General features: G+C 29.2%; 25 protein-coding genes. 17 read left to right on the top strand and 8 right to left on the bottom strand.

Annotated features, from left to right (window positions below):
* Positions 1 to 7 precede the first annotated feature (7 nt).
* Positions 8 to 2,011 carry an NAD-dependent DNA ligase LigA gene (ligA, locus tag Q0714_RS07845; RefSeq protein WP_298264015.1) on the bottom strand — a complete coding sequence of 668 codons (2,004 nt, stop codon included), beginning with the start codon at positions 2,009 to 2,011 and terminating at the stop codon, positions 8 to 10.
* A gap of 210 nt (positions 2,012 to 2,221) precedes the next feature.
* On the opposite strand from ligA, the gene Q0714_RS07840 reads away from it, so the two are divergent.
* The 9 genes from Q0714_RS07840 to Q0714_RS07800 all read left to right on the top strand — a co-directional run bounded on the left by Q0714_RS07840 (position 2,222) and on the right by Q0714_RS07800 (position 11,592).
* Entirely contained in the window at positions 2,222 to 3,451 is a 1,230-nt protein-coding gene (locus Q0714_RS07840) for an FAD-dependent oxidoreductase (protein WP_298264014.1), read from the top strand.
* 24 nt (positions 3,452 to 3,475) lie between these two features.
* Entirely contained in the window at positions 3,476 to 3,784 is a 309-nt protein-coding gene (locus Q0714_RS07835) for a TusE/DsrC/DsvC family sulfur relay protein (RefSeq protein WP_298264013.1), read from the top strand.
* Between the two features lie 17 nt (positions 3,785 to 3,801).
* Entirely contained in the window at positions 3,802 to 4,278 is a 477-nt protein-coding gene (locus tag Q0714_RS07830) for a DsrE/DsrF/DrsH-like family protein (protein WP_298264012.1), read from the top strand.
* Between the two features lie 129 nt (positions 4,279 to 4,407).
* Positions 4,408 to 5,502: a helix-turn-helix domain-containing protein gene (locus Q0714_RS07825; RefSeq protein WP_298264011.1), complete on the top strand. Its 1,095-nt coding sequence runs from the start codon at positions 4,408 to 4,410 to the stop codon at positions 5,500 to 5,502.
* Positions 5,503 to 5,671: 169 nt separating this feature from the next.
* Positions 5,672 to 6,763, top strand: a complete 1,092-nt coding sequence (locus Q0714_RS07820; protein ID WP_298264010.1) for a DUF2911 domain-containing protein — start codon at positions 5,672 to 5,674, stop codon at positions 6,761 to 6,763.
* A 10-nt stretch (positions 6,764 to 6,773) separates the two neighbouring features.
* Positions 6,774 to 8,141, top strand: coding sequence for an alpha/beta hydrolase (locus Q0714_RS07815; protein ID WP_298264009.1), 1,368 nt, complete (start codon positions 6,774 to 6,776; stop codon positions 8,139 to 8,141).
* A 1-nt stretch (position 8,142) separates the two neighbouring features.
* The gene (locus tag Q0714_RS07810) at positions 8,143 to 9,672 is read left to right on the top strand and encodes a hypothetical protein (protein WP_298264008.1); all 1,530 of its coding nucleotides are present in this window, start codon (positions 8,143 to 8,145) and stop codon (positions 9,670 to 9,672) included.
* Between the two features lie 127 nt (positions 9,673 to 9,799).
* Positions 9,800 to 10,336 carry a hypothetical protein gene (locus Q0714_RS07805; RefSeq protein WP_298264007.1) on the top strand — a complete coding sequence of 179 codons (537 nt, stop codon included), beginning with the start codon at positions 9,800 to 9,802 and terminating at the stop codon, positions 10,334 to 10,336.
* The gene (locus Q0714_RS07800) at positions 10,333 to 11,592 is read left to right on the top strand and encodes a DUF885 family protein (RefSeq protein ID WP_298264006.1); all 1,260 of its coding nucleotides are present in this window, start codon (positions 10,333 to 10,335) and stop codon (positions 11,590 to 11,592) included. Before Q0714_RS07805 ends, Q0714_RS07800 begins: the two co-directional genes overlap by 4 nt.
* Before the next feature lie 63 nt (positions 11,593 to 11,655).
* On the opposite strand, the gene Q0714_RS07795 is transcribed toward Q0714_RS07800, so the two are convergent.
* Together Q0714_RS07795 and Q0714_RS07790 are read right to left on the bottom strand one after the other, a co-directional pair.
* Positions 11,656 to 13,101: a glyceraldehyde-3-phosphate dehydrogenase gene (locus Q0714_RS07795; RefSeq protein ID WP_298264005.1), complete on the bottom strand. Its 1,446-nt coding sequence runs from the start codon at positions 13,099 to 13,101 to the stop codon at positions 11,656 to 11,658.
* 118 nt (positions 13,102 to 13,219) lie between these two features.
* Positions 13,220 to 14,629, bottom strand: a complete 1,410-nt coding sequence (locus tag Q0714_RS07790; RefSeq protein WP_298264004.1) for a trypsin-like peptidase domain-containing protein — start codon at positions 14,627 to 14,629, stop codon at positions 13,220 to 13,222.
* Positions 14,630 to 14,792: 163 nt separating this feature from the next.
* Here Q0714_RS07790 and dapF point away from each other — a divergent pair, with 163 nt between their 5' ends.
* The 4 genes from dapF to Q0714_RS07770 all read left to right on the top strand — a co-directional run bounded on the left by dapF (position 14,793) and on the right by Q0714_RS07770 (position 17,952).
* Positions 14,793 to 15,572 (top strand): diaminopimelate epimerase, encoded by a 780-nt coding sequence (gene dapF, locus Q0714_RS07785; RefSeq protein WP_298264225.1) that lies wholly within the window; start codon positions 14,793 to 14,795, stop codon positions 15,570 to 15,572.
* The gene (locus Q0714_RS07780; protein WP_298264003.1) at positions 15,572 to 16,093 is read left to right on the top strand and encodes a GNAT family N-acetyltransferase; all 522 of its coding nucleotides are present in this window, start codon (positions 15,572 to 15,574) and stop codon (positions 16,091 to 16,093) included. The genes dapF and Q0714_RS07780 overlap by 1 nt, the downstream gene beginning before the upstream one ends.
* A gap of 1 nt (position 16,094) precedes the next feature.
* On the top strand, positions 16,095 to 17,129 hold the full coding sequence (gene mltG / locus Q0714_RS07775; RefSeq protein ID WP_298264002.1) for an endolytic transglycosylase MltG: 1,035 nt from the start codon (positions 16,095 to 16,097) through the stop codon (positions 17,127 to 17,129).
* A gap of 205 nt (positions 17,130 to 17,334) precedes the next feature.
* On the top strand, positions 17,335 to 17,952 hold the full coding sequence (locus Q0714_RS07770) for a peptidoglycan-binding protein LysM (RefSeq protein WP_363317283.1): 618 nt from the start codon (positions 17,335 to 17,337) through the stop codon (positions 17,950 to 17,952).
* Between the two features lie 54 nt (positions 17,953 to 18,006).
* On the opposite strand, the gene Q0714_RS07765 is transcribed toward Q0714_RS07770, so the two are convergent.
* From Q0714_RS07765 to dnaA, 3 genes are read right to left on the bottom strand one after another with little or no spacing between them, the layout of a single operon-like run.
* Positions 18,007 to 18,723 (bottom strand): SAM-dependent methyltransferase, encoded by a 717-nt coding sequence (locus tag Q0714_RS07765; protein WP_298264000.1) that lies wholly within the window; start codon positions 18,721 to 18,723, stop codon positions 18,007 to 18,009.
* Complete coding sequence (locus Q0714_RS07760) at positions 18,716 to 19,177, bottom strand: low molecular weight protein-tyrosine-phosphatase (RefSeq protein WP_298263998.1); 462 nt, start codon at positions 19,175 to 19,177, stop codon at positions 18,716 to 18,718. The genes Q0714_RS07765 and Q0714_RS07760 overlap by 8 nt, the downstream gene beginning before the upstream one ends.
* 4 nt (positions 19,178 to 19,181) lie before the next feature.
* The gene (gene dnaA, locus Q0714_RS07755; protein WP_298263997.1) at positions 19,182 to 20,609 is read right to left on the bottom strand and encodes a chromosomal replication initiator protein DnaA; all 1,428 of its coding nucleotides are present in this window, start codon (positions 20,607 to 20,609) and stop codon (positions 19,182 to 19,184) included.
* A gap of 166 nt (positions 20,610 to 20,775) precedes the next feature.
* On the opposite strand from dnaA, the gene Q0714_RS07750 reads away from it, so the two are divergent.
* Entirely contained in the window at positions 20,776 to 21,192 is a 417-nt protein-coding gene (locus Q0714_RS07750; RefSeq protein ID WP_298263996.1) for a thioesterase family protein, read from the top strand.
* Here the strand turns inward: Q0714_RS07750 and Q0714_RS07745 are convergent.
* Positions 21,179 to 21,760, bottom strand: coding sequence for a YigZ family protein (locus Q0714_RS07745; protein WP_367181336.1), 582 nt, complete (start codon positions 21,758 to 21,760; stop codon positions 21,179 to 21,181). The two genes, Q0714_RS07750 and Q0714_RS07745, sit on opposite strands and share 14 nt — an antisense overlap.
* 119 nt (positions 21,761 to 21,879) lie before the next feature.
* On the opposite strand from Q0714_RS07745, the gene Q0714_RS07740 reads away from it, so the two are divergent.
* Positions 21,880 to 22,932 carry an isoaspartyl peptidase/L-asparaginase family protein gene (locus tag Q0714_RS07740; protein WP_298263994.1) on the top strand — a complete coding sequence of 351 codons (1,053 nt, stop codon included), beginning with the start codon at positions 21,880 to 21,882 and terminating at the stop codon, positions 22,930 to 22,932.
* On the opposite strand, the gene ribD is transcribed toward Q0714_RS07740, so the two are convergent.
* Positions 22,933 to 23,982, bottom strand: coding sequence for a bifunctional diaminohydroxyphosphoribosylaminopyrimidine deaminase/5-amino-6-(5-phosphoribosylamino)uracil reductase RibD (gene ribD / locus Q0714_RS07735; RefSeq protein WP_298263992.1), 1,050 nt, complete (start codon positions 23,980 to 23,982; stop codon positions 22,933 to 22,935).
* A 22-nt stretch (positions 23,983 to 24,004) separates the two neighbouring features.
* Between ribD and Q0714_RS07730 the strand changes: the two genes are divergently transcribed.
* Together Q0714_RS07730 and prmC are read left to right on the top strand one after the other, a co-directional pair.
* Complete coding sequence (locus Q0714_RS07730) at positions 24,005 to 24,496, top strand: GNAT family N-acetyltransferase (protein WP_298263991.1); 492 nt, start codon at positions 24,005 to 24,007, stop codon at positions 24,494 to 24,496.
* Positions 24,496 to 25,350 (top strand): peptide chain release factor N(5)-glutamine methyltransferase, encoded by an 855-nt coding sequence (gene prmC, locus Q0714_RS07725; protein WP_298263989.1) that lies wholly within the window; start codon positions 24,496 to 24,498, stop codon positions 25,348 to 25,350. The genes Q0714_RS07730 and prmC overlap by 1 nt, the downstream gene beginning before the upstream one ends.
* Positions 25,351 to 25,355 lie beyond the last annotated feature (5 nt).

The raw sequence follows: 25,355 nt of genomic DNA, 5'->3' as shown, positions 1-25,355 counted from the left end.
TTAAATTCTATTTTAACATATTTAAATAATCACTTTCTGAAATAACTGGTATATTTAAATTTTCAGCTTTTGTTTTTTTGCTAGGTCCCATATTATCTCCAGCAATTACATAATCTGTTTTTTTAGAGATTGATGTTGCCACTTTACCACCATTATCCTCAATAGATTTTTTTAAGTCATTTCTATTAAATATGGTAAACACTCCTGAAACAACAAATGTTTTACCTTCTAAAATTGTAGTAGTGTTAGCTAGTGACTCAGCCGAAAGCTCTAACTGAACTCCATAAGATTTTAACCGCTCTACCAATTGAATATTTAGTAAATTTTTTGAAAAATCAATCACGCTTTGTGCTATCCGTTCTCCAATTTCATCCACAGCAATTAATTCTTCAAAACTTGCATTCATCAAATTATCAATTGATTTAAAATGTTTGGCTAATTTTTTAGCTACAGTTTCTCCAACAAATCTAATTCCTAAGGCAAAAAGCACTTTTTCAAAAGGTATTTGTTTAGAATTTTCAATTCCAATAATCATATTTTGAGCTGATTTTTCAGCCATACGCTCTAAAGGAATAATTTGTTCAACTTTTAAATCATATAAATCGGCATAATTATTTATCAAGCCTTCTTTAAACAACAATTCAATTGTTTCTGCACCAATACCATCAATATCCATTGCTTTTCTACTAATAAAATGTTGAATACGACCTGTTATTTGAGTTGGGCAGCCATATTCATTTGGACAATAGTGCTTTGCGTCACCCTCTTTTCTAATTAAATTTGTATTACAATCTGGGCAATGCGTTATGTATTTTGTGGGCTCAGAATTTGAAGGTCTTTTACTTAAATCTACACCAACTATTTTAGGAATAATTTCACCTCCTTTTTCTACAAACACAGTATCCCCCACTCTAATGTCTAACTTCTCAATTTGATCTGCATTGTGTAAAGAAGCTCTTTTAACTATAGTTCCTGCTAATTGCACAGGTTCTAAATTAGCGACAGGAGTTATAGCTCCTGTTCTACCAACTTGGTAAGTAATTTCTTTTAAAACACTGCTTTCTTGAGCGGTTTTAAATTTATAAGCTATGGCCCAACGCGGAGCTTTAGCAGTATATCCTAATTCTTCTTGTTGGTCTAATGAATTAACTTTAACCACCACTCCATCTGTTTCATAAGGTAAATTAAAACGCTCTAAATCCCATTTTTCAATAAATGTAAAAACTTCATCAATAGAAGTGCATAATTTTATTGTGCTAGGGACTTTAAAACCTACTTCTCTAGCCTTTTTTAATATCTCATAATGGGTTTTTACAGGATTATTATTGGTTACTATATGATACAATAAACAATCTAACGGACGTTTGGCTACTTCTGCACTATCTTGAAGTTTTAAACTACCACTTGCAGTATTTCTAGGATTTCTATATGGTTCTTCTCCAATATCAATTCTTTCTTCATTCATTTTATTAAACCCCTCAAAAGGTAAAATAATTTCACCTCTAATCTCAAAACTTTCCACAAAGGGCTTTTTTAAAACCAAGGGTATAGATCTTATGGTTTTTATATTAGTGGTTACTTCATCTCCTTGGAAACCATCTCCTCTAGTTACAGCGCTAACCAATGTTCCATTTTCATAAAATAAATTAATTGAAGCACCATCATATTTCAATTCACAAGTATAGGAAACCTCATCAACACCTAACATTTTTTTTATTCTTTTTTCCCAGTCTAATAAATCTTCTTTAGAATATGAATTATCTAGAGAGTACATTCTATTTTTATGAACAACAGTTTCAAAACTTTTAGTTACCTCACCTCCCACTCTCTGAGTCGGAGAATTTGAATCAAAAAATTGAGGATGCTCGATTTCTAGTTTCTCTAATTCCTTCAATTTTAAATCAAACTCATAATCTGAAATTGTAGGATTATCTAATACATAATAGTTGTAATTATGTTCATTTAACTCTGTTCTTAACCTTTGTATTTTTTGCTCAATTGTTAGCTTCATATTCAAAAATTCTTGGCTAAAAGTAATCATATTTTTTAACTTATATCAGACATTTTTTTAACGTTTTTTGCTTATATTTAAGCATATTATGTAACTAATGTAACAGTGTAGACTGATTTTTATCATAAATCACATTATGCTACTTAAGTAACTTTACAGTGTAATAAAAATTACATAAACAAGTCTTAAAAAAATATTAAACTACTAAAAATGAAAAACTTATTAATTCTTGGTGCTGGTACTTCAGGTACAATGATGGCAAATCATTTAAGACCTAAGTTAAATAAAAAAGAGTGGAAGATAACTATTGTAGATCAATATAAAACACATTACTATCAACCTGGTTTTTTGTTTTTACCATTTGATATTTATACAGAAAATCAAGTTAAAAAAGTTGGCGGAAAATTTATTCCTAAAGAAGTCAACTATATTCAGAAAAAAATTGAACAAATTTTACCTAATGAAAACAAAGTGCAATTAGAAGATCAAACTCTTAGTTATGATATTTTAATTATAGCCACTGGTTCTAAAATTGCTCCAGATGAAGTAGAAGGTATGAAAGGTAAAAATTGGCATAAAAATGTATTTGATTTTTATACGTACGAAGGTGCTTTAGCATTACGTAACAAATTAAGAACATGGCAAGGTGGAAAATTAGTAGTACATATTACTGAAATGCCTATAAAATGCCCTGTAGCTCCATTAGAATTTGCATTTTTAGCTGATTCATATTTTACAAAAAAAGGAATGAGAGACAAGGTTGACATCACTTACGTTACCCCACTTTCAGGTGCTTTCACTAAACAAACTTGTTCAAATTCATTAAGCTATCTTTTAAAAGAAAAAAATATAAAATTAGAAACTGATTTTGCCATTGAACATGTAGATAATGAAAATAACAAAATAGTGGACTATGCTGAAAAAGAGATTGATTATGATTTGTTAGTAACTGTTCCAACCAATATGGGAGATGAAGTTATTGAGCGTTCGGGAATGGGCGATGAACTAAACTTTGTACCTACACACCCAAACACCTTACAATCTAAAGAGCACCAAAACATTTTTGTGATTGGTGATGCTACCAATGTTCCTGCTTCAAAAGCTGGATCAGTAGCGCATTTTGAGGCTGAAACACTAACAGATAACATATTATTATTTATAAATAACAAACCTTTAAAAGAAGAATTTGATGGTCATGCAAACTGTTTTATTGAAACAGGACACAATAAAGCATTATTAATTGACTTTAACTATGAACAAGAACCCGTAGAAGGAACTTTCCCTTTTGCAGGCTTTGGACCTCTAAAACTATTAAAAGAAAGTATTTTTAACCATTGGGGGAAATTAGCATTTAGATGGATATATTGGAATATGTTATTAAAAGGAATAGCAATTCCATTTGTAAGTAGAAATATGAGTACTAAAGGAAAAAAAATATAATAAAAACTATAAAAATTAACAATTATGGAAGCAGTATTAGCAGGAATAAAAGTAATAGTAACTGAAGATGGCTACTTAGAAGATTTTTCTAATTGGAATAAAGAAATTGGAAATGAAATCGCTAAAAACGAAGGAATTGAAATGACTGACCGTCATTGGGAAGTAATCAATTGGATACAAGAACAAGTTAAAGCTGGCACGGCTTTATCAGTAAGAGGAGTTAAAAAAAGTGGAGTTGTTGATATTAAAGAATTTTATGCTCTGTTCCCTGGAGGACCTCTTAAAGTATCTACAAAAATAGCAGGTGTACCAAAACCTAAAAGCTGTATTTAAAATTTAAAATATCTGTCATGAGCAAAACAAAAGTTAAAAAAATGATGTTCATCTTATCAAAGGCAACAATCGAAAATGTATATGCTGCTTTTGTAATGGCGAACGGAGCTAGAATGGAAGGAATTGAAGCCGAAATATTTTTTACATTCTTTGGCTTAGAAGCAATTCAAAAGAAAAAATTAAATCATTTACACGTTGCAACAGTAGGAAACCCAGCAATGCATATCCCTACAATGCTAGGTGGATTACCTGGTATGGAAGCACTTGCAACTAAAATGATGAAAAAAGAAATGGAAAAACTAGATATGCCTCCTGTTGATGAATTTTTAGAAATTCTATCAGCTTCTGGTGTAAAAATGTGGGGTTGTAAACTAGCCGTGGACATGTTCCATTTAAAAGAAGAAGATTTAATTGATGATCTTGATGGAATCTTAACTATTGGAGATTTTTATAGCAAAGCAGATGTAGAAGGAACTCAAATATTATTCATCTAAAACAAGTGAAAATTTTATTTTTACTTGACTAATAAAAAAAAGCCTCAACAAATGTAGAGGCTTTTTGTTTAACATTTCATATACATTCTTTATTTTCATTTTTATTAGCTTTGTTAAAATTAAATTTTAATGGAGTTAACAATGACACTACAATATATTTCAGTTTTTAACTTTTTATTAATTGCTGCTTTAATTTTTTTAATGAAACGAAAAGTTAAAGTTCCAGTAATTATTTTTTCATTTTTTTTAGCTGGAAAGGGTATTACACTATTAAGTAATATACTTTTATCAGAAATAACTGAGGTTTCTACAGAAGTTCTGTTTGGTGTATTATTGAATTCATTTCTATTTTTTTATGCTCCATTTTTATACTTTTTCGCAAAAGCCATAACGAGTCTTCAATTTAATTTCAAAAGAAATTACTTACATTTTATACCTTTCATTATTTATGCTTTTTTTAATATAACTCAAGTATTTTTATTCAAGTTAAATATTAAGAGTAATACATTTGGCTCTTTTGCTTTAATCTTTAATGAAATTGTGGCTTATGCATATTATATACAGGTTTTTAGTTATACTTTTTTTGCTCTTAAGACTATTAAAAATTTAAATTTTGAATACAACCACCAATATAAAACAGTTCAATTCTTAAAAAGCATCTTATTGCTATTTATAATTATTTGGTTTGTATTTTTTATTCATTTTGCAATAAACAACTACTTCCAAAATCCTAATTTGTCAAACAACTTTAAATTTATTGGAATCCTTTTATTACTTATTTTATCGAACCTAACTTTAGTATTTATGGTAAAAAATCCTGAAGTATTTTTTTTACAAGAGGCATTTGAAACTAAAAAAAATAAAACTCAAAATAAGTTCATAAATGAAGCTAATTATAAAAAAATATGCGATTTAATGTTTGAAAAAGAATTGTATAAAAACCCAAATTTCAAAGTAGTAGAACTATCAGAATTAACAGGAATTTCTAGTAGAAATACTTCAGCTATTATCAAATCTTTTCACGGCACAAACTTTTATGATTTTGTAAATTCTTATCGAATTGAGGAAGCAAAAAAACTACTTAAAACTAATAATGAGGAGTTAACTATTTTAAAAATTTTATACGATGCTGGTTTCAATAGCAAATCTGTTTTTAATGCTGCTTTTAAAAAGAAAGAAGGTGTTACCCCTTCTGAATTTAAAAAAAACATGCTCCATTTTTGAATTAAAATTACTTCTTAAAATCTTCTAAAAAATTAATTTTTACTGTTAAAAAAAGTTAAAAATAGGTTCTAATAATTGCGAATACACAAATTAGGTCGCCTAAAACCATCAGTTCATATAGATTTGTCGCTATTGATTCACTAATTTTAAATTTTCAAAGACAATCATTATGAAAAAAAATACCTTACTATTATTATTTTGTGTTTTTACAATAAACCTCACAGCGCAATTTCATACGCTTAATATCCCTAAAAGAAGTCAGCCTGTTGTTGAAAAACAACGATTAGGAGTTACAGATATTACTATTACATACAGTTCACCAAAATTAAGAGATAGAGATGTATGGAACAATACAAATGTAATTCCTCAACAAGGAAAACCTATTGCTTGGCGCGCTGGCGCAGACATGAATACAACCATTTCTTTTTCAACTGATGTAACTTTAGAAGGACAAACTTTGGCTGCTGGTAAATACGGTTTTCATATTATTCCCGAAAATGATTCATACACTTTACTATTTGCTCATAAAAATAACCAATGGGGTAGTTATTACTTAGATATTGAAAAAGATGTAACACTACGAGTAAAAGTAAACCCTGAGACTTGTACAAAATCAGAACAATTAGATTTTGAGTTTCTAAATAGAACAGATAATTCACTGGTTATCGGGCTGGAATGGGGAGAAAAACGCATTCCTTTTAAAGTAGAAGTAGATTTAAACAAAACAGTAATAGAAAGCTTTAGAAATGAACTTCGTGGAATTAACACCTATCACTGGCAAGCTTGGAATGATGCTGCAAACTGGTGCTTAAATCATAATACCAATCTTGATGAAGCTTTAAAATGGATTAATCGTTCCATTAATGGTGGTTATAATGGGTTTGCAGCCAATAAAAACTTAACCAATTTATCCACAAAAATTAGTATACTTAAAAAGTTAAATAAAAATAATGAAATTGAAAAGGTAAAAAAAGAAGCTAAAGAGTTACATACTACTGCTAATGAAGCTAATAGCTTTGGTATTTTCTTGTTAAGAAATGGATTCTATAATGATGCTTTTGAATATAATAACAAAAAATTTAAACAATTTCCAGATTCGTGGTTTTTATTATTAAACAGAGGTTTAAGCAACTATTTTTTAAATAACACTAAAGATGCCTTAAAAGATGTAAAGCAAGTGATAAAAGTAGCTCCAGAGCATTTTCACAACCGCTTAAATGAAATTATCTTAGAAATTAAGTCAGGAACTTACAAACTTTAAAATAAAAATAATGAAATTACTTAAAACTATATTGGTTGTTATAGCTTTCACATTAGTGCAAACTTCTGTAGAAAGTCAAACACTTAAACGCAAAGGGATGTTGGGAATAATGATGCAAAACTTAACAGATAGTATTGCTTCTCAAAATAAATTAACTATCAAAAATGGGGTGTATATTAACACTGTAATGCCAAATTCTACTTTTTCAAACTTAGGTATAAAACAAGGTGATGTACTAACCAAACTAAATGGAATTTCAGTAAATACTATTCAAGATGTACTAACTATTACAAGTGAACTCTTTGAAGGTGATAGTATTGAAGCTGAGTTTTATTCAAAAAACAAAAAACAACTTAAAAAAACTGAATTACTAGGAAGACCTATTGAAAAATTTAATAACGGAAATGTTTTTTATGGAGAAGTGGCTTATAAAGACAATTTATTACGTTCAATTTTGGTAACTCCTAAAAATATTAAGAATCCGCCTGTTGTTTATTTTCTACAAGGTTACACTTGTGGTTCAGTTGAAACTGCCTCTGACCACAATCCAAGTAAAAAATTATTTAATGATTGGGTAAATGCTGGATTTGCAGTATTTAGAGTTGAAAAACCTGGTGTGGGTGATAGTAAGTGTAAAGTGAATTGTTTGGAGATTGGTTTTACTGAAGAACTACAGGCTTTTAAGGAAGGATATAAATATTTGTTACAACAACAAAGTATTGACTCAACAAATATTTTTTTATTCGGGCATTCAATGGGAGGCGTAATTGCACCACTGTTAAATAAATACTATAGACCAAAAGGAATAATTACTTACGGAACTGTAGCAAAATCTTGGTACGATTATATGGTTGATTTGTACACCATTCAACCGAAACATTTTGGCACATCAGATGCTGAAATTAAAGAAAATAATAAAGTTAATTTAAAATTCAATAACGATTTGTTAATCAATAAATTATCAGGTGAAGAAATGTTAAAAAACAAAGACTATGCTGAATTTTTTAACGTTAACGATTTTAAAAGGAATCAATACATTGGTCGTCATTTTAAATTTTGGCAATCTTTAGCCGATATCAACATCCCTAAAGCTTGGACTAAAGTAAAAACCAATGTATTGGCACTTCACGGAGAATTTGATATTCAAGCTATAAATTCAGATGGAGCTCAAGAACTGATTAACATAGTAAACAAAAATGGAGGAAATGGAACTTTTATTTTAGTTAAAAATGCTGATCACGGATTTATCAATTTTAACTCCATGCAACACAATGTTGAAACATTGGGTAATGGTACTTATATGAATTATGCCAGAGATAATTTTAATAAAAAAATTGGCGAAGAAAGTATAAATTGGATGAAATCAATCATAAAATAAGATGAAACTAAAACTAATATTATTTTTAAATTTTATATTCATTTCATTTACTAGTTGCTCACAAGAAGTGAATTTATTAATAAGTGACAAACAATGGAAGGAGGATTTGATTTTTTTAAAAGAAAAAGTTGAAAAGACGTTTCCTTCTTTTCAAAACTCAATACATAAAAATGAATTTAAACGTATTTTTAATGAAACGCTGAGCTCTGACATACAAACTATTGAAAAAAGAGTTTACGCTTTACAACGAGTCTTAAATACATTAAACGATGAAGGTTGTAATATTCCTTTATTCCAAGAGGGGCTTGACCTTCAGGTTTTACCAATAAAGCCCTACTGGTTTAATGATGGAATGTACATCTTAGACGCTTCAACTGATTACAGAGAGTTCATAGGAAAAAAAATTACAAAAATTAATGGATTTTCACTTGAAGAAGTATTTGAAAAAACTAACAACTATTTAAATGCTGATAACGATTACTATCGCAGCTATCTATTTCAAGTATATGGCTTTATGCCTTCACTTTTAAAAACAATAGGGTTAAGTGAATTTACCGACCAAGTTGTATTAGAACTCAATTCAGAAGAACAGATAACAATGAAGGCTGCTTCAATTTCTGAATATTCTAAATTAGATAGAAAACTACCAAATGATGGGTATTTTAATGTTAAAAATAAAAGCTACAAAGGAAAAAACTATTGGTTTGAACTTATCCCAAACACTAAAACTTTATTTGTTCAACTACAACAAATCGTTAATGATAAAAAAGATAATTCATTTTCCAAATTTGTTGATACTATTGAAAAATTGATAAACACAAATAAAGTTGAAAAACTAATTATCGACATTCGTTATGGAGGTGGCGGAAATGGTTTTAAGTTAAAAGGGTTTACCGATTTATTGAAAAGTTCAAAAAACATCAACCAAAAAGGGAAACTATTTGTTTTAACTAGCAAAGCTACAAGAGGAACTTTATTAGAGTTAGCTTCAATTTTAAATCAAAATACTAAAGCTATTTTGGTTGGGGAACCTACAGCTGAAGGTGTAAATACTGTTGGAGATATTACATATATAACTTTACCAAATTCAGGATTAAAAGCATCATTAACACATACTTTTTGGGCAACAAGTTGGAAGCAAGATAACAGTACTTATTTAAATCCAGAAATAAAAGTTAACTATCAATACTCTGATTATAAAGAAAATATAGACACTTGGTTAACAGCAGTTGAAAACTGTAAACTTAATTCAGATCAACAACAAATCCCGAAAGAAATCGCAAAACAACTTGAGGGTACTTATAAAATAAATGGAAGAAAAATTGCTATTAATACTCAAGGAGAACAGCTATTTTTAACAATGAATAGAAAAATGAAAAGTTTTTTTGAAATCAAAACAGAACTTTATTTTCAATCGGAAGGAATTATTTCAACAGACATAAAGAATGTTTACTTAAAATACATAAATAACAATGGAAAAATTAATTTAAACTCTTTAGTATGGAAAAAATTAGAATTAGAAATTCAATAATTCACTTTTTAGCTTTAACCTTTGTTATAATTAGTAGTTGCTCTAATAAAACTGATAATTTTCGGCTGTATGCAAATACAAAAACACCTGTAAAATTAGGTGAGGGAACATTATAGAGAGACTCTGTATGGATTGGAATATTTGGAAATCAAAAAGAATAAACGGTGAATGGCAAAAACCTATGCCTTTTTTTGAAAAAAATATAGAAGGAAATCGATTTTATCCGTATTTAACAAATAGTGGAAATCTCTATTTTTCAATAACACCTCACGGCTCGGGAAATAGTGACTTATACGTTTCTAAATATAAAAATGGGAACTATCAAAAACCTTCACCACTTATAAATATTAATTCAGAAAAATTAGAAGGTGATGCCTTTTTATCTCCAGATGAAAGTTATTTAATATTTGCTGGTTTTGGAAGAGGTCAAAATCTTGGTAAATCAGATTTATACATAAGCTTTAATGAAAATGGTACATGGTCAGTACCAGTTTGGATGGGTAAAGAAATTAATTCTCAAGGATATGATGGAAGTCCGTTTGTAACTAAAGATAGAAAATATTTAATTTTTACAAGTAGTAGAGGAAGTACTGATGAAAATACCTTTTTTAATCACTATATAATTCGTTTTAATTCTGAAAAATACAACCAAAAGTTAATATGAAACTAAAACCTATACTAATATTTTTATATATAACCCAACTCTCTGTTGCCCAAAATAGTTTTAACCAGTTACAAAAACTGTTTGTAAAAGAATATACTGCGTTAGAAATTCCAAATCTTCAAATAAATTATGTTCAAAATTTAAACTCCATTAAAAATAAAATGGATATCGAAAAACAAGAAAAATTCTTCTTGAAAATTAAAAAAAATTTAAAACAGGTTCCATTCCAGAATTTAACGGAGTATGAAAAGTTAGATTATCAAATAATGAAGTATGAAACAGTATTAAATTTAGAACGGATAGCTCTCGAAAAACAATGGGATACCTCAATCAAATTAGATGATAATAAAAGTATTTATACAATTAAAAACGGCAAAAAGTGGTATGCTTATTTATTAAAACGTTGGGTAAATGCTAACGTAAATCCTGATGATATTTTTCAATTTGGTTTACGAGAAATTGAATTTGTAAAAACTCAAATGACTCAACTTCAAAAAAAATCAGGGCACCATAAAATTAATTTTGATAAGTTCTTAAAGGATTCTTCATTCTTCTATTTTAAAGTAAGTGATATTCAAAAAGCATTTGAAAAAACCAAACTCTTGGTAAACAAAAAGGCTGATACATTGTTTCCGTACATTAATAAAGTTCAAGATGTAAAAATTAAAAAAGGTAACAATCCTTCTTTAACACAAGTACCTGCATATTATAACAATGGAACTTTTTTCTATAATTATTTTGATAAGCCATTCAACAAGCGTCAAATTGATTGGATTTATATTCATGAAGCAATTCCAGGGCATCATTACCAGCTTATGATAAACAATCTAATTCATAGAACAGAAATTCAAGCATTATTTTGGTATCCAGGTTTTGCTGAAGGTTGGGGAGCTTATGTTGAGTTTTTAGGAAAAGAATTAGGTGCATACAAAACCATTTATGATGAGTATGGGAAATGGGAATGGGATCTAATCCGTTCAGTACGGGTTGCTTTAGATGTAGGCATAAACTATTATGGTTGGTCTGACATAAAAGCACAAAATTTTTGGAAAAAATATATCATAAATAAAGACGACATTGGCTTACGAGAAATTGAACGAATGAAACGTTGGCCTGCACAAGTTGTAACATATAAATATGGCGCTAACATATTTTTAAATAAGTTGGATAAAGCAAAAAAAGAAAATGAATTTTCATATAAGAGTTTTCATAAACATCTATTAAAATATGGTGATATTCCATTAGAGTTATTATAAAAAACCTCAACAAATGTTGAGGCTTTTTTGTATAAAATAGTGTAAATATAAAGTAACAATATACTAATAGTACGTAAATCTTCGTACTTGTGAAATATACCTTGCCAACCTTATTACTTGATGACTATATCCGTATTCATTATCGTACCAGACATATAGAATTACGTTTTTTCCATCATTATTAGAAATGGTTGCATTGCTATCAAATATTGCTGGTGCAGAAGTTCCAACAATATCTGAAGAAACCAATTCATTGCTTAAAGAATATTTAATTTGCTCAACCAAATCACCTTCTAAAGCATACTTTTTCATTACTGAATTAATTGTTTCTTTACTTGCAGCATTTTCCAGTCTTAAATTTAAAATTGCTAAACTTCCGTTAGGCACAGGAACTCTAATAGCATTTGATGTTAACTTACCTTCAAATGAAGGCAATGCTTTAGAAACAGCACTACCAGCACCAGTTTCAGTAATTACCATATTTAAAGCTGCTGCTCTTCCTCTTCGATATTTTTTATGCATATTATCCACTAAATTTTGATCATTTGTATATGCATGAATCGTTTCTAAATGTCCGTTTATTACACCAAAACTATCTTCCATAACTTTTAAAACAGGTGTAATTGCATTAGTAGTACAAGAAGCTGCTGAAAAAACATCAACTTTAGTAGGTTCATATTCTAAATGATTAACACCGTGAACTATGTTTGGAACTCCTTTACCTGGCGCAGTAAGTAAAACTTTAGACACGCCTTTAGATGCTAAATGCCTGCTTAAAGCTTCTTTATCTCTAAAAGCTCCCGTATTGTCAATTACTAAAGCATCAAAAATACCATAAGAAGTATAATCAATTTCTTCAGGTGAATTTGCTGAAATTATATTTACTGTAGTTCCATTTATGATCAAAGCTTGTTTTTCAATATCAGCACTTACAGTTCCAGGAAAATCACCATGTACGGAATCATTTCTTAATAATGCTGCTCTTTTTTCTAAAACCGTTTCTGTTATTTCACCTCTTGTAACAATAGCTCTTAAGCGCATTAAATTACCTTTTCCTGTACGAGTCATTAATTCTCGAGCTAATAGCCTTCCTATTCTTCCAAAGCCATATAATACAACGTCTTTTGGCTCAATTCCATTTATTTTTTTTGCATCACTTAATTTTTCAGCAATAAAGTCTTCAATATTTTTACTATTACTCTCTATATGATACTCATACACCAATTTACCAATATCAATTTTTGAAGGCGATAATTTTTGATTCTTAATTTCACGCGCAATTTCAACAGCATCAAATATTGAAATTGGTTTTTCTACAAATTCACTAGCATACTCAACTAAGTTAAGTATTTCACTAACATTTCTATCAATTAATTGATTTCTAAAAAGAATTAGTTCTATGGTATCATCATACCATAAATCGCTAATAATTCTAATAAATTCTACTGTAGCTCTTCGCCTATCTGCTTGAAAGGCGAGTTCTTTTTCGTAAAGTTCGTTGTAAGACATTTTAGTTGTGTGTTGTTAAAAATTTTTGCAAAAGTACCAATTTCAAACGTTTTCGCAACTCTTTTTTGTAAAAAAAATCCTTTCAATTTTTGAAAGGATTTTATACACAATCTAACAACTACCTAAAAATATAGCGTTCTACCTCTCCATCTAAGTTTAACATTTCAATACGTAATACCTCGTTAGCTGCTTTGGTAGAAATCATTTCAGTAACATCATCAACAGAGTTTACTTTTTGATTATTGATAGAAGTAATTACATATCCTTTTCGTACTCCATAATACAACAATTCTTTATTGGTAATATCTGTAACTTTTACTCCATTAGAAACTTTTAGTTTTTTCAATTCTTTGGCATCTAAATTTTTCAATTCTAAACCTAAAGAGTTTACTTTACTCATTTCATTTTTACTCAATTTAACATTTGCAGTATATTCGTGTCCTTCTCTTACATAAGTTACTTTTATTACATCTCCAGGACGTTTGGTATTTAAAAAACCTGTTAAATTAGCATATGATGTTATTTTTACTCCATCAGCTTGAATGATTACATCGTCTTTTTTAAGTCCTGCTTTTTTAGCTCCAGAGTTTTCGGATACAGAAGAAATATAAAAACCTTCTGTTAAATCTATATCTAAATCTTGAGCAACTTTTCCATTTAACTCACCTCCTTGCACTCCTAAAATTGCCTTATGTACAGTTCCAAACTCCATTAAATCTTCAATTACTTTTTTTGCAATATTGGAAGGAACAGCAAATGAATAGCCTATAAAAGAACCTGTTCTAGAAGAAATTGCGGTATTAATACCTATTAATTCACCTCTAACATTTACCAAGGCTCCTCCACTATTACCAGGGTTAACTGCGGCATCAGTTTGTATAAATGAATCTGTAATTGGACCATTTCCTTCTAAATCTCTACCTTTTGCACTGATAATTCCTGCAGTAACTGTTGACGTTAAATTATATGGATTTCCAACGGCTAACACCCACTCACCTACTTTTACATTGTCAGAATTAGCAAAGGTAATATAGGGCAACTCTTTTTCATCAATTTTAAGGAGTGCTATATCATTTATAGCATCGTTTCCAATAATTTTAGCTTTATAAACTTTCTTATTATTTAAAGTTACTTCAATATCTGTAGCGTCTTTTACTACATGATTGTTGGTAATAATGTATCCATCGGATGAAAAAATTACACCACTACCTGTACCAACTTGCGAATAATGTTTAATTCCATTTCCTTGTCCGTAAAAAAACTCTGCAAAAGGGTCTCTCACTGTTTTATAAGACGTGTTTTTTACGTGAACTACAGCATTTAATGTTTTTTCAGCAGCTATGGTAAAATCAGTATCTTCAATGGCAGTTCCTAACGTATTTGTATAATTTGTCTTGACCGCCAATGGTTTTGACTCAACTGCTTTTTCAATAACAACTTGTGGCTTTTCAATAAATAATTTATAAGCACCTAAAGTAAGTGCTCCTCCTAAAGCCGAAAATAACACAATACTAATTATTCTTTTCATCTTTAATATTTTTATAAATTAACATTCAAAATTAAAATTTTATTGCTTTTCAAAAACTCCTTTAACGCTTTATTAACGCTCATTTAACCATATTTAACATTTCTTGGTTTCATCATTATCTTTAATCAAAAAACCTACAATGAAATTTACTACATTTGCACTAATGAAATTACATTTTTACAAATATCAAGGCACTGGAAACGATTTTATCATGATAGATAATCGAAATTTATCGTTTCCAAAAACTAACATTTCGCTTATTAACAAACTGTGTGACAGACGTTTTGGAATAGGTGCAGATGGTTTAATTTTATTAGAACCTTCGAATAAACAAGATTTTAAAATGGTTTATTTTAATGCCGATGGAAATGAAGGAAGCATGTGTGGAAATGGAGGGAGATGCTTGGTTGCATTTGCAAAACAGCTTGGTATAATAACTTATAAAACTACTTTTGATGCTGTAGACGGATTACATTATGCTACTATTGAAAATAACATAGTTAGCTTAAAAATGATTGATGTAACTGAAATAGAAATTGCTAAAGAATACACTTTTTTAAATACAGGATCTCCACACCATATCAGCTTCTGTAAAAATATATCGACTATAAATGTAAAAGAAGTAGGTTCAAAAATTAGATATGGAGCTCCCTATTTTGAAGAAGGAACCAATGTAAATTTTGTTGAACAATTAACTAACGATTCATTCAAAGTTAGAACCTACGAACGTGGTGTTGAAGATGAGACTTTAGCTTGTGGAACAGGTGTTACTGCGGTTGCAATTGCAGCTAATAAAACTAACATAACCAATTCTAACACTATTAAAATTGAAGTTTTAGGAGGGAACTTAGAAGTCTCTTTTGAAAAAAAGGATACTTCCTACACAAATGTTTTTTTAAAAGGACCTGCTCAATTTGTATTTGAAGGTAATATTACAATTTAATGGCAATTTTATTAGGTAAAAATATCAATTTAAGAGCTTTAGAGCCTGAAGATTTAAACTTTTTGTTTTCAACAGAAAACAATGAGCTTTTTTGGGAAATAAGCGGTACACAATTACCTTATTCAAAATACGTACTAAAAAAATATCTTGAAAACTCACATCAAGATATTTATGAAGCCAAACAATATAGGTTTGTAATTAGTGATTTTGACGACATTCCTGTTGGGATGATTGATTTATTTGATTTTAACCCACTTCATAAAAGAGTTGGAATTGGAATTTTATTACTACCTCAACACCAAAATAAAGGCTATGGATCCGAAGCTCTTGAAATGATCATCGATTATGCATTTACCTACTTAGATGTTCATCAAATTTTTGCAAATATTACTTCGGACAATACCAAAAGCATCAGGTTATTTGAAAAACATCATTTTAAAAAAATTGGTGTAAAAAAAGATTGGATTTATTCAAACCCTAACTTTAAAGATGAAGTATTATACCAACTGATTAAATCGTAACATGAATTTAAAAAAACTTATCCTATTAATCATTTCTCTATTATTAATAATAGCTGGTTTTTTAGCATTTAATTTTTACAATAAAATTTACAAACCAAATACTATAAAAGAAGGCTATTTATACATTCCTTCTAATAGTAATTTTACTGAAGTTGAAAATTTAGTTCGTCCATTTTTAAAAAGAGTAAAACCATTTACCTGGGTTGCAGCTAAAAAAAAATATACCAATACCATTAAACCTGGAAAATATCATATTGCCAAAGGAATGAATAATAATGACTTGGTAAATCTATTAAGAAGTGGCAACCAAACTCCTGTAAAATTATCATTCAACAATCAAGACAATTTTAAAAAATTAGCAGGAAGAATATCAGAGCAAATTGAAGCTGATTCCATTTCATTATTAAATGCATTTTATGATCAAAATTTTATAAACAAGCATCACTTTACAAAAAATTCGGCTCTTGGAATGTATATTCCAAATACTTATGAATTTTATTGGAATACAAGCGCTGAAGCATTTAGAGCAAAAATGCTTAAAGAATATCAACGCTTTTGGAATGATGAAAGATTGCAAAAAGCAAAAAAACTAAATCTAACAAAAAATGAAGTAATTACACTTGCTTCAATCGTACAAAAAGAAACTTCAACAGTGAGCGAACGACCAATGGTAGCTAAGTTATATTTAAACAGACTTAAAGATAATTGGCCATTACAAGCAGATCCAACAGTTATATTTGCTTATAAAATGCAACATGGAGAAAATACCACAATAAAAAGAGTTTTAAAAAAAGATTTAAAAATTAATTCTCCATACAATACCTATATAAATTTAGGATTACCTCCTGGACCAATTGCTATGCCTGATATTTCTTCAATTGAAGCAGTTTTAAATCCAGCCAACCATAACTACTATTATATGTGCGCTAGTATTACCAAAATTGGCACACATGAATTTGCAAAAACGCTATCACAACATAATAAAAATGCACTTAAATATCAAAATTGGCTTAATAAACAAGGCGTGAATAGATAATTATTAGTCTGTAAAAAAAAAGTTTATTAAAAACTTTACAACTCTAAGTAATCTTAATTTACAAAAGTTAAAAATTATTTAATAAAACAGAATATTTGTTAATTATTTATTAAAATAATTATTTTTTTATTAAATTTATTGCCAATATAAAAATATACATTACATTTGCACCCCGAAATTTATAAGGTAATTAAACCTTAAAATTATGAAAAAAGTAATACTATTTTTAAGTTTAATTGTATTAGGAATAATTATTTCTAGTTTTTCAAAAGACACAAAAAACTCGAAAATAAACTTTAATACAACTACATCTGTAGCCTATGTTCCTACAGAAGAAGAAGCAGCTCTTCAAGATTTCAACATTCCTTTTATTGGCAACAAATTTGTTGGGTTTAGAGAAGCTTTAGCATTTAAAGAATCACAAGGTAGATACGAAATTATTAATACACTTGGATATTTAGGAAAATATCAATTTGGAAAATCAACCCTTAGTAGATTTAAAATTTATGACACTCACTCTTTTTTAAGAAATCCAGAATTACAAGAAGATGCATTTTTAGCCTTATGCTCACTTAATAAATGGATTTTAAGAAAAGACATTAAACGAAGTGTTGGAAAAAATATTCACGGAATTGAAATTACAGAATCCGGCATTATTGCAGCTGCTCATTTAGCTGGAGCTGGAAATGTAAAGAAATTTTTAAGAAGCAAAGGTGCTTTTACTTTTGAAGATGCTTATGGCTCTTCAGTTAGGCACTATTTAAAAGAATTCTCAGGTTATGACACTTCTTTTATTAAAGCTAAAAGGAAACCTGTTTTATAATTAGAATAATTTTGGTTAAACAAAAAAGCCTCAACTTAGTGTTGAGGCTTTTTTTTAATCTTTATGAATTATAAAAATGGTGGGTCTTTTATGTAAATCAGGTTGCTGATGTTTCCAATCTTTAATTTCCATCGTTTTAATATATTCGTTTTGCAATGTTATATCACAAGCAATACATAATTTTGCTGTTGGAGTTAATGTACTTTTTAAATCGGCAAACATTTTTTCGTTTCTATAAGGAGTTTCAATAAAAATTTGAGATTGATTTTTTTCTTTTGAAAGTTTTTCAAGGCTTTTTATTACCTTTTTTCTCTCATTAGTTTCAATAGGTAAATACCCATTGAACGTAAAATTTTGACCATTAAAACCCGAAGCCATCATTGCTAAAATAATAGATGAAGGACCAACTAACGGAACCACCTTTATTTCTTTTTCATGAGCTAATTTAACAATTTCTGCTCCTGGATCTGCAATTGCAGGAACACCCGCCTCAGAAATCAAACCTACTGAAATACCTTTTTCACAAACATCTAAATAAGTTTTCACTTCAAATTCATCAGCATATTTATCCAATTTATAAATGGTAAGTGAAGGTTGTGATTTTTTTGGGGTAATTCGTTTTATAAACCTTCTAGCTGTTTTTTCATTTTCTACTATAAAGTGATCGACTTCTTCTATAACTTTTCTTACAGACAAAGGAAGCACCTCTAAAGGTTCACTATCTCCTAAAGTTGTAGGAATCAAATACAAAACCCCTTTTATATCACTCATTTGAATTTATTTTTTTTGAAATAATTTCACAAGCTTCATCTAACATTAAATATACATTTTTAAAACCATAATCTCCTCCATAATAAGGATCTGGAACATCTAAGTTTTCACCTGGAAAAACTTCATTCAAAATGTAGTTTACTTTCTTTTTATCTTCTTCACTTCTAGCCAATGCTATAACATTTGAATAATTGGAGTTATCCATTACATAAATTACATCAAATTTATCAAAATCATCAACGGTAAATTTACGAGCTTTTTGGGTAGAAATATCTATTCCGTATTGTCTTGCTATTGCTATTGAACGTCTATCTGGGTGTTCACCAACATGATACGCCCCAGTTCCAGCAGAATCAATAAAAAAACCTGGTTTTAAAAGTTTAGATTTTAAAATTCCTTCTGCTAATGGAGAGCGGCAAATATTACCGAGACAAACCATTAATACTTTAGTCATTTTATTAAAAAGTAAGTTTTTTAGTTAAATCATCTACGTACTTTCTAAACTGCTTGTCGGTTTCTGTCAAATTATCAACAGTTTTACAAGCGTGAAGCACGGTTGCGTGATCTCTTTTTCCAATTTGAGAACCAATACTTGCTAACGAAGCTTTCGTCATTCTTTTTGCAAAATACATTGCCAATTGACGAGCTTGAACAATATGACGCTTACGAGTTTTAGATTGCAAGGTAGCCACATCTAATTCAAAATAATTAGAAACAATTTTTTGAATATAATCTATAGAAACTTCTCTTTTGGTATTTTTAACAAATTTATCTACAATTTGTTTGGTAAGTGCTAGGGTAAATTCTTTTCTATTAAAAGAAGCTTGAGCAATCATTGAGATTAAAACCCCTTCTAACTCACGAACATTCGACTTTATATTTTTTGCAATATATTCAACTATTTCTTCTGGCATTTCTACACCATCTCTATAGAGTTTATTTTGCAAAATAGACACTCTAGTTTCATAATCAGGAGCTTGTAACTCTGCAGACAACCCCCATTTAAAACGCGATAGCAAACGTTGCTCAATATCCTGCATATCAACAGGCGCCTTATCTGATGTTAAAATAACTTGCTTTCCATTTTGATGCAAGTGATTGAAAATATGGAAAAACACATCTTGAGTTCCTGTTTTACCAGACAAGAATTGAACATCATCAATAATTAATACATCTATCATTTGATAGAAATGAATAAAGTCATTTCTAGTATTTCCCTTTACAGAATCTATGTATTGTTGTGTAAATTTCTCTGAAGAAATGTACAACACTGTTTTGTCTGGATATTTATCTTTAATTTCAACTCCAATAGCATGAGCTATATGAGTTTTTCCTAATCCAACTCCTCCATAAATTAGCAAAGGATTAAATGAAGTTCCTCCAGGTTTATTAGCAACAGCCATTCCTGCCGAACGAGCTAACCTATTAGAATCTCCTTCAACAAAACTTTCGAAATTGTAATTAGGATTTAATTGAGATTCAATTTTTACCTTTTGAATTCCAGGAATTATAAATGGATTTTTTAATTCTCGTTTATTAATATCTAGTGGAAACGCAACTCCTTGAGGTGTAATTGGGTTTCTATTAGAACTTGGTATTTTTACAGTATGTGGATTGTTACTACTGTAATTATTTTCCATTCTTACATCATAAATCAACTTTGCATCCTCACCCAATTGTTTTACCAAAGCAACTCTTAATAACTTAATATAGTGTTCTTCTAACCATTCGTAAAAAAATTTACTAGGAACCTGAATTGTCAATGCTTCACCTGATAATTTAATTGGTTTAATTGGCTCAAACCAAGTTTTATACGCTTGCTGCTTAATGTTATCCTCTATAAAAGATAGGCATTCCGTCCAAACTGATGATGCAGTTTTATTCATTGGTAATCTAAAAGGTGTATTTAAGTTAATTAGTTTTTAAAAAAGAGTAAACTCCTTTTCCTTTTTTGGTTGTACAAAAATGTGAATATTTTTCAGTATAAAAAAATTAAATATCTATTGATTATTAATTTTTTTTTACGTAACATAACACGTATAAATATACAAAATGATTTCAAATAAAATTCAATTTAGAGTAAGATATGGCGAAACCGATCAAATGAGTTATGCATATCATGGGAATTATGCTCAGTACTTTGAAATGGGTAGAATAGAATGGCTAAGAGAATTGGGGGTTTCGTATAAAAAAATGGAAGAAACTGGCATTATGTTACCTGTAATTAATCTAAATATAAATTACAAAAAGCCTGCAAAATACGATGATTTACTAACGTTAAAAACAACACTTGTAAAAACACCAACTGTTAAAATTGAATTTGAATACGAATTACGAAATGAAAACGACGAACTTTTAACAACGGCTAACATTACTTTGGCATTTGTAAATATGAAAACTAATAAACCTACTAAAGCTCCTGAATATTTATTAAACAAATTAAAAAAACTTAATGCTACACTTCCTTAATATTTAAACACCTTAAATCTTCAAATCTATCTTTAACTTTTTGTGAATTCTTTTTTCTAACCGAAATTATAAAATCACAATTTAATTCCATTTTTTGATTTAAAATTTCTAGATTTTCTTCTTTAATAATTCGCATCACTTTATTCATATACTGATATTCAAAAATTAACTGAAAATGAATATCTATCGTTTTTACAACAATTTCAGCTTCACCTAAAATTAATTTGGCAGCGGTTTTATATGCATTTATTAACCCACCAACCCCTAATTTAGTTCCTCCAAAATACCGAACTACAATTACCAAAATATTTGTTAATTCTTTAGATAAAATTTGCCCATAAATTGGTTGACCTGCAGAATTATTAGGCTCTCCATCATCGTTAACTCTGTACTGTAGGTTTTCAACACCTAACTGCCAAGCATAACACCAATGCCTTGCCGTGTGATGCTTTTTTTTAACACTTTCAATACATTCTTTTATTTCATCTTCTGAAGTAACAGGAAAAACATAACCAATAAATTTACTTCCTTTTTCCTTATATAAAGCCTCGCCTTTAGCTACATCAATAGTTTTATATGTGTCTTTTTCTAAAATATTACATAATTTAAGAATACAAATATATCAAAAGTAAAATTTTAATTTTCTGTTTTTAAATGAATATATTTGAATACTAAACTTAACCACTTATGAAAAAAATTTCTTTATTACTTTATTCACTTCTTTTAATTATTTCTTGTCAAGAAAAAGATTTAAAAAAAGAAATTAAAAAAACAAGAACTCCTAACTCTTTCGCAATAGTAATCCATGGAGGTGCTGGCGGAATAAAAAGAGAGTATTTTACCGAAGAACAACAGAAAGCATATGCCGAAAAATTACAAGAAGCTTTAAACGCTGGATATTTAGTACTTGAAAAAGGTGGTATTTCATTAGATGCTATTCAAGCTACAATAAATGTTATGGAAGACTCACCATTATTTAACGCAGGTAAAGGAGCCGTATATAACAGTGAAGCAGCTCAAGAAATGGACGCTTCAATTATGGACGGTCAAACCTTAAATTCTGGAGCAGTTGCTGGCGTAAACCATATTAAAAATCCAATTTTAGCTGCGCGTGTAGTTATGGATAGCTCTTCACATGTGATGCTTTCTGGAAAAGGTGCAGAAATTATGGCTGCTAAATACGGAATTGAAATGGTAGATAGTTCTTATTTTTTTACAGAAAAAAGAATGAATCAGCTTAAAAAAATTCAGGGAAAAGAGCAAACTCAGTTAGACCATACTGCGTTTTTAATAAAAAACGAATTAATTGACGATCATAAATACGGAACCGTTGGCGCCGTTGCAATAGATAAAAATGGAAATATTGCTGCTGGCACTTCAACAGGTGGTATGACCAATAAAAAATATGGACGAATTGGAGATTCTCCTATCATTGGAGCAGGCACGTATGCTAATAATTTAACATGTGGAATTTCTAGTACAGGTTCAGGTGAATATTTTATTAGAACCGTTGCCGCTCATGAAGTTTCAAATTTAATTCAATATAAAAAAGTAAGTCCATCCGAAGCGCTTCACGAAGTTTTATTCAATCAAATTGGTAAATTAGGTGGAGAAGGTGGAATGATTTTATTAGATAAAAATGGAGATGTTTACTGGGATTTTAATTCCTCAGGCATGTTTAGAGGCTACAAAAAATCAAACGGAGATACTAAAATTGAAATGTTTGAAAAAACAAACTAATCAACTATTTTTATAAATATACAACGTATCATCTGAAATTTTTCGGATTTCAGATGGTGCTTTTTTAAATTTTGGAGCTTTTAATCCATATTTAAAATTTGTATTCCCTTCAAATACATATGCTTCATCCCATAAACCTTTATCTATAAAAGCTTTTAGAGTATAAGCTCCTCCTTCAATTAGCACAGACTGTATTTTATACTTGTACAAAATCTTAATTATTTGTTGAGGAACATTTTCTGAAAAATTTATTTTCTCAAAATACGTATTTTTAAATAAACTTTTTTCGGGTAATTTATTCGTTAAAACTACGGTTTTAACACTATCATCTAATAAATTACAATCTTTTGGTACTTTTAAATTTTTATCAATAAGGATTCTTATTGGATTCTCTCCATACCAACCTCTAACGGTTAAATTTGGATTATCGTTTAAAGCGGTATTGGTTCCTACTAGAATAGCTTGTTCTTCTGCCCTCATTTTATGAACCAACTGTTGAGAATATTTATTAGAAATCCAATTAGGAGAATTACTCCCTCCTTTTTCTCTTTTTTTATCTATAAACTTATCTTTAGTTTCAGCCCATTTTAAGATTATAAATGGGCGCTGTTTTTGATGATAGGTAAAAAACCGTTTATTTAAATGATAACACTCTTGTTCTAACACACCTATAATAACGTCGCAACCATTTTTCTGCAAATGTAAAACCCCTCTACCACATACTTCACTGTTAGAATCTATAATTCCTATAACTACTTTTTTAATTCCACTTTCAACAATTAAATTAGCACATGGAGGTGTTTTTCCATAATGAGAGCAAGGCTCTAAACTAACATAAATAATAGCATCTTTTAACAGCGATTTATCTTTAACCGAGTTAATTGCATTCACTTCTGCATGAGGCTCTCCAGCTTTTTGATGCCACCCTTCACCTATAATTGTATCATTGTATACAATAACGCTTCCAACCATAGGATTAGGATACGTAGTGCCCAAACCATTTTTAGCTAATTGTATGCATCTTTTTATATATTTTTCGTGTATCTTCACGTCGTAAAAATAGTACTTTAAAATGACTCTTAATAACTTTACAATTAGAGAAATTAAACCTAAAGACAATCCTAAAATAGCCAAAGCAATTCGTGAAGTTTTAATTGAATTTGGCGTTCCTAAAGTTGGCACTGCATATGCTGACAAAATTTTAGACACCTTATTTGAAGCCTACAATGTTGAAAATGCAATTTATTATGTAGTTGAAAAAAATAATGAAATTTTAGGCGGAGCTGGAATAAAACAACTCGATAATTATACTGGAAAAGTATGTGAACTTCAAAAAATGTATTTCCTACCTGCTGCAAGAGGCATAGGACTAGGTAGTAAAATGATGCAAATATGTTTACAAAAGGCTAAAGATTTTGGTTTTGAGAAATGTTATTTAGAAACCCTTCCTTATATGGAAGAAGCCAGAAAACTGTATAGAAAAGTTGGTTTTAAAGACTTGGATAAACCAATGGGAGATACAGGACATTATTCTTGTAATTTATGGATGCTTAAAGATTTATAATGCAAATTCAAGAATTTAAACAGTTATTTTTTAAAGAACTTTCTGAAATTTATCCACAAACAGAAATTCAATCGTTCTTTAATCTTTTAATTAAACATCAATTAAAAATGGATCGTGTTGAGATTGCACTTCATCCAAATATAATAATTGACAAAGTAGCCCTAGCCTTTCTTCAAAATGCTTTAACTACATTAAAAAAGTATATTCCTATACAATATATAATTGGTGAAACGGAATTTTTCGGATTGCCATTTAAGGTAACTAATGACGTTTTAATTCCAAGACCTGAAACCGAGGAATTAGTACATTGGGTTATAAAGGACCACCTAGATAAGGTTCAAAATTCTAAATTAAAAATTCTTGATATTGGTACAGGAAGTGGTTGTATTGCAGTTTCTTTAGCAAAAAATTTACCTAATACTAGCGTTTATGCACTAGACATTTCTAAAGAAGCACTGAAAGTTGCAGAAGAAAACTCGTTAAAAAACAACGTAGCAATCCAATTTATTACTGAAGATATCCTCAGCCTTAAAAAACTACCACATCAATTTGATATTATTGTAAGTAACCCTCCCTATGTTAGAGAATTGGAAAAAAATCAAATGCAACAAAATGTATTAGGAAATGAACCTCATTTAGCCCTGTTTGTAAAAGATGAAAACCCATTAGTATTTTATGATAAAATTGCTGATTTAGCCAAAATACATCTTAAAAAAAATGGAACACTTTATTTTGAAATCAATCAATATTTAGGAGAAGAAACTGTCCAACTGTTACACCAAAAAGGATTTAAAGAAATACAATTAAAAAAAGATATTTTTGAAGTTAACAGAATGATAAAAGCTTTTCTATAATTAAG

Source organism: uncultured Lutibacter sp. (assembly GCF_947493565.1).
Classification (GTDB): domain Bacteria; phylum Bacteroidota; class Bacteroidia; order Flavobacteriales; family Flavobacteriaceae; genus Lutibacter; species Lutibacter aestuarii.
This window is presented reverse-complemented; position numbering and strand designations above follow the sequence as displayed.

What these genes read in the sequence shown, in the direction of transcription:
- Q0714_RS07830 (WP_298264012.1), top strand. Translation starts at nt 3,802, where the DNA reads ATGAGCAAAACAAAAGTTAAAAAAATGATGTTCATCTTATCAAAGGCA.
- Q0714_RS07825 (WP_298264011.1), top strand. Translation starts at nt 4,408, where the DNA reads ATGGAGTTAACAATGACACTACAATATATTTCAGTTTTTAACTTTTTA.
- Q0714_RS07730 (WP_298263991.1), top strand. Translation starts at nt 24,005, where the DNA reads ATGACTCTTAATAACTTTACAATTAGAGAAATTAAACCTAAAGACAAT.
- Q0714_RS07810 (WP_298264008.1), top strand. Translation starts at nt 8,143, where the DNA reads ATGAAACTAAAACTAATATTATTTTTAAATTTTATATTCATTTCATTT.
- Q0714_RS07770 (WP_363317283.1), top strand. Translation starts at nt 17,335, where the DNA reads ATGAAAAAAGTAATACTATTTTTAAGTTTAATTGTATTAGGAATAATT.
- Q0714_RS07840 (WP_298264014.1), top strand. Translation starts at nt 2,222, where the DNA reads ATGAAAAACTTATTAATTCTTGGTGCTGGTACTTCAGGTACAATGATG.
- mltG (WP_298264002.1), top strand. Translation starts at nt 16,095, where the DNA reads ATGAATTTAAAAAAACTTATCCTATTAATCATTTCTCTATTATTAATA.
- ligA (WP_298264015.1), bottom strand. Translation starts at nt 2,011, where the DNA reads ATGAAGCTAACAATTGAGCAAAAAATACAAAGGTTAAGAACAGAGTTA.
- Q0714_RS07760 (WP_298263998.1), bottom strand. Translation starts at nt 19,177, where the DNA reads ATGACTAAAGTATTAATGGTTTGTCTCGGTAATATTTGCCGCTCTCCA.
- Q0714_RS07765 (WP_298264000.1), bottom strand. Translation starts at nt 18,723, where the DNA reads ATGAGTGATATAAAAGGGGTTTTGTATTTGATTCCTACAACTTTAGGA.
- Q0714_RS07740 (WP_298263994.1), top strand. Translation starts at nt 21,880, where the DNA reads ATGAAAAAAATTTCTTTATTACTTTATTCACTTCTTTTAATTATTTCT.
- Q0714_RS07805 (WP_298264007.1), top strand. Translation starts at nt 9,800, where the DNA reads ATGGATTGGAATATTTGGAAATCAAAAAGAATAAACGGTGAATGGCAA.
- dapF (WP_298264225.1), top strand. Translation starts at nt 14,793, where the DNA reads ATGAAATTACATTTTTACAAATATCAAGGCACTGGAAACGATTTTATC.
- Q0714_RS07795 (WP_298264005.1), bottom strand. Translation starts at nt 13,101, where the DNA reads ATGTCTTACAACGAACTTTACGAAAAAGAACTCGCCTTTCAAGCAGAT.
- Q0714_RS07800 (WP_298264006.1), top strand. Translation starts at nt 10,333, where the DNA reads ATGAAACTAAAACCTATACTAATATTTTTATATATAACCCAACTCTCT.
- Q0714_RS07835 (WP_298264013.1), top strand. Translation starts at nt 3,476, where the DNA reads ATGGAAGCAGTATTAGCAGGAATAAAAGTAATAGTAACTGAAGATGGC.
- Q0714_RS07790 (WP_298264004.1), bottom strand. Translation starts at nt 14,629, where the DNA reads ATGAAAAGAATAATTAGTATTGTGTTATTTTCGGCTTTAGGAGGAGCA.
- Q0714_RS07780 (WP_298264003.1), top strand. Translation starts at nt 15,572, where the DNA reads ATGGCAATTTTATTAGGTAAAAATATCAATTTAAGAGCTTTAGAGCCT.
- Q0714_RS07815 (WP_298264009.1), top strand. Translation starts at nt 6,774, where the DNA reads ATGAAATTACTTAAAACTATATTGGTTGTTATAGCTTTCACATTAGTG.
- Q0714_RS07750 (WP_298263996.1), top strand. Translation starts at nt 20,776, where the DNA reads ATGATTTCAAATAAAATTCAATTTAGAGTAAGATATGGCGAAACCGAT.
- Q0714_RS07820 (WP_298264010.1), top strand. Translation starts at nt 5,672, where the DNA reads ATGAAAAAAAATACCTTACTATTATTATTTTGTGTTTTTACAATAAAC.
- dnaA (WP_298263997.1), bottom strand. Translation starts at nt 20,609, where the DNA reads ATGAATAAAACTGCATCATCAGTTTGGACGGAATGCCTATCTTTTATA.
- prmC (WP_298263989.1), top strand. Translation starts at nt 24,496, where the DNA reads ATGCAAATTCAAGAATTTAAACAGTTATTTTTTAAAGAACTTTCTGAA.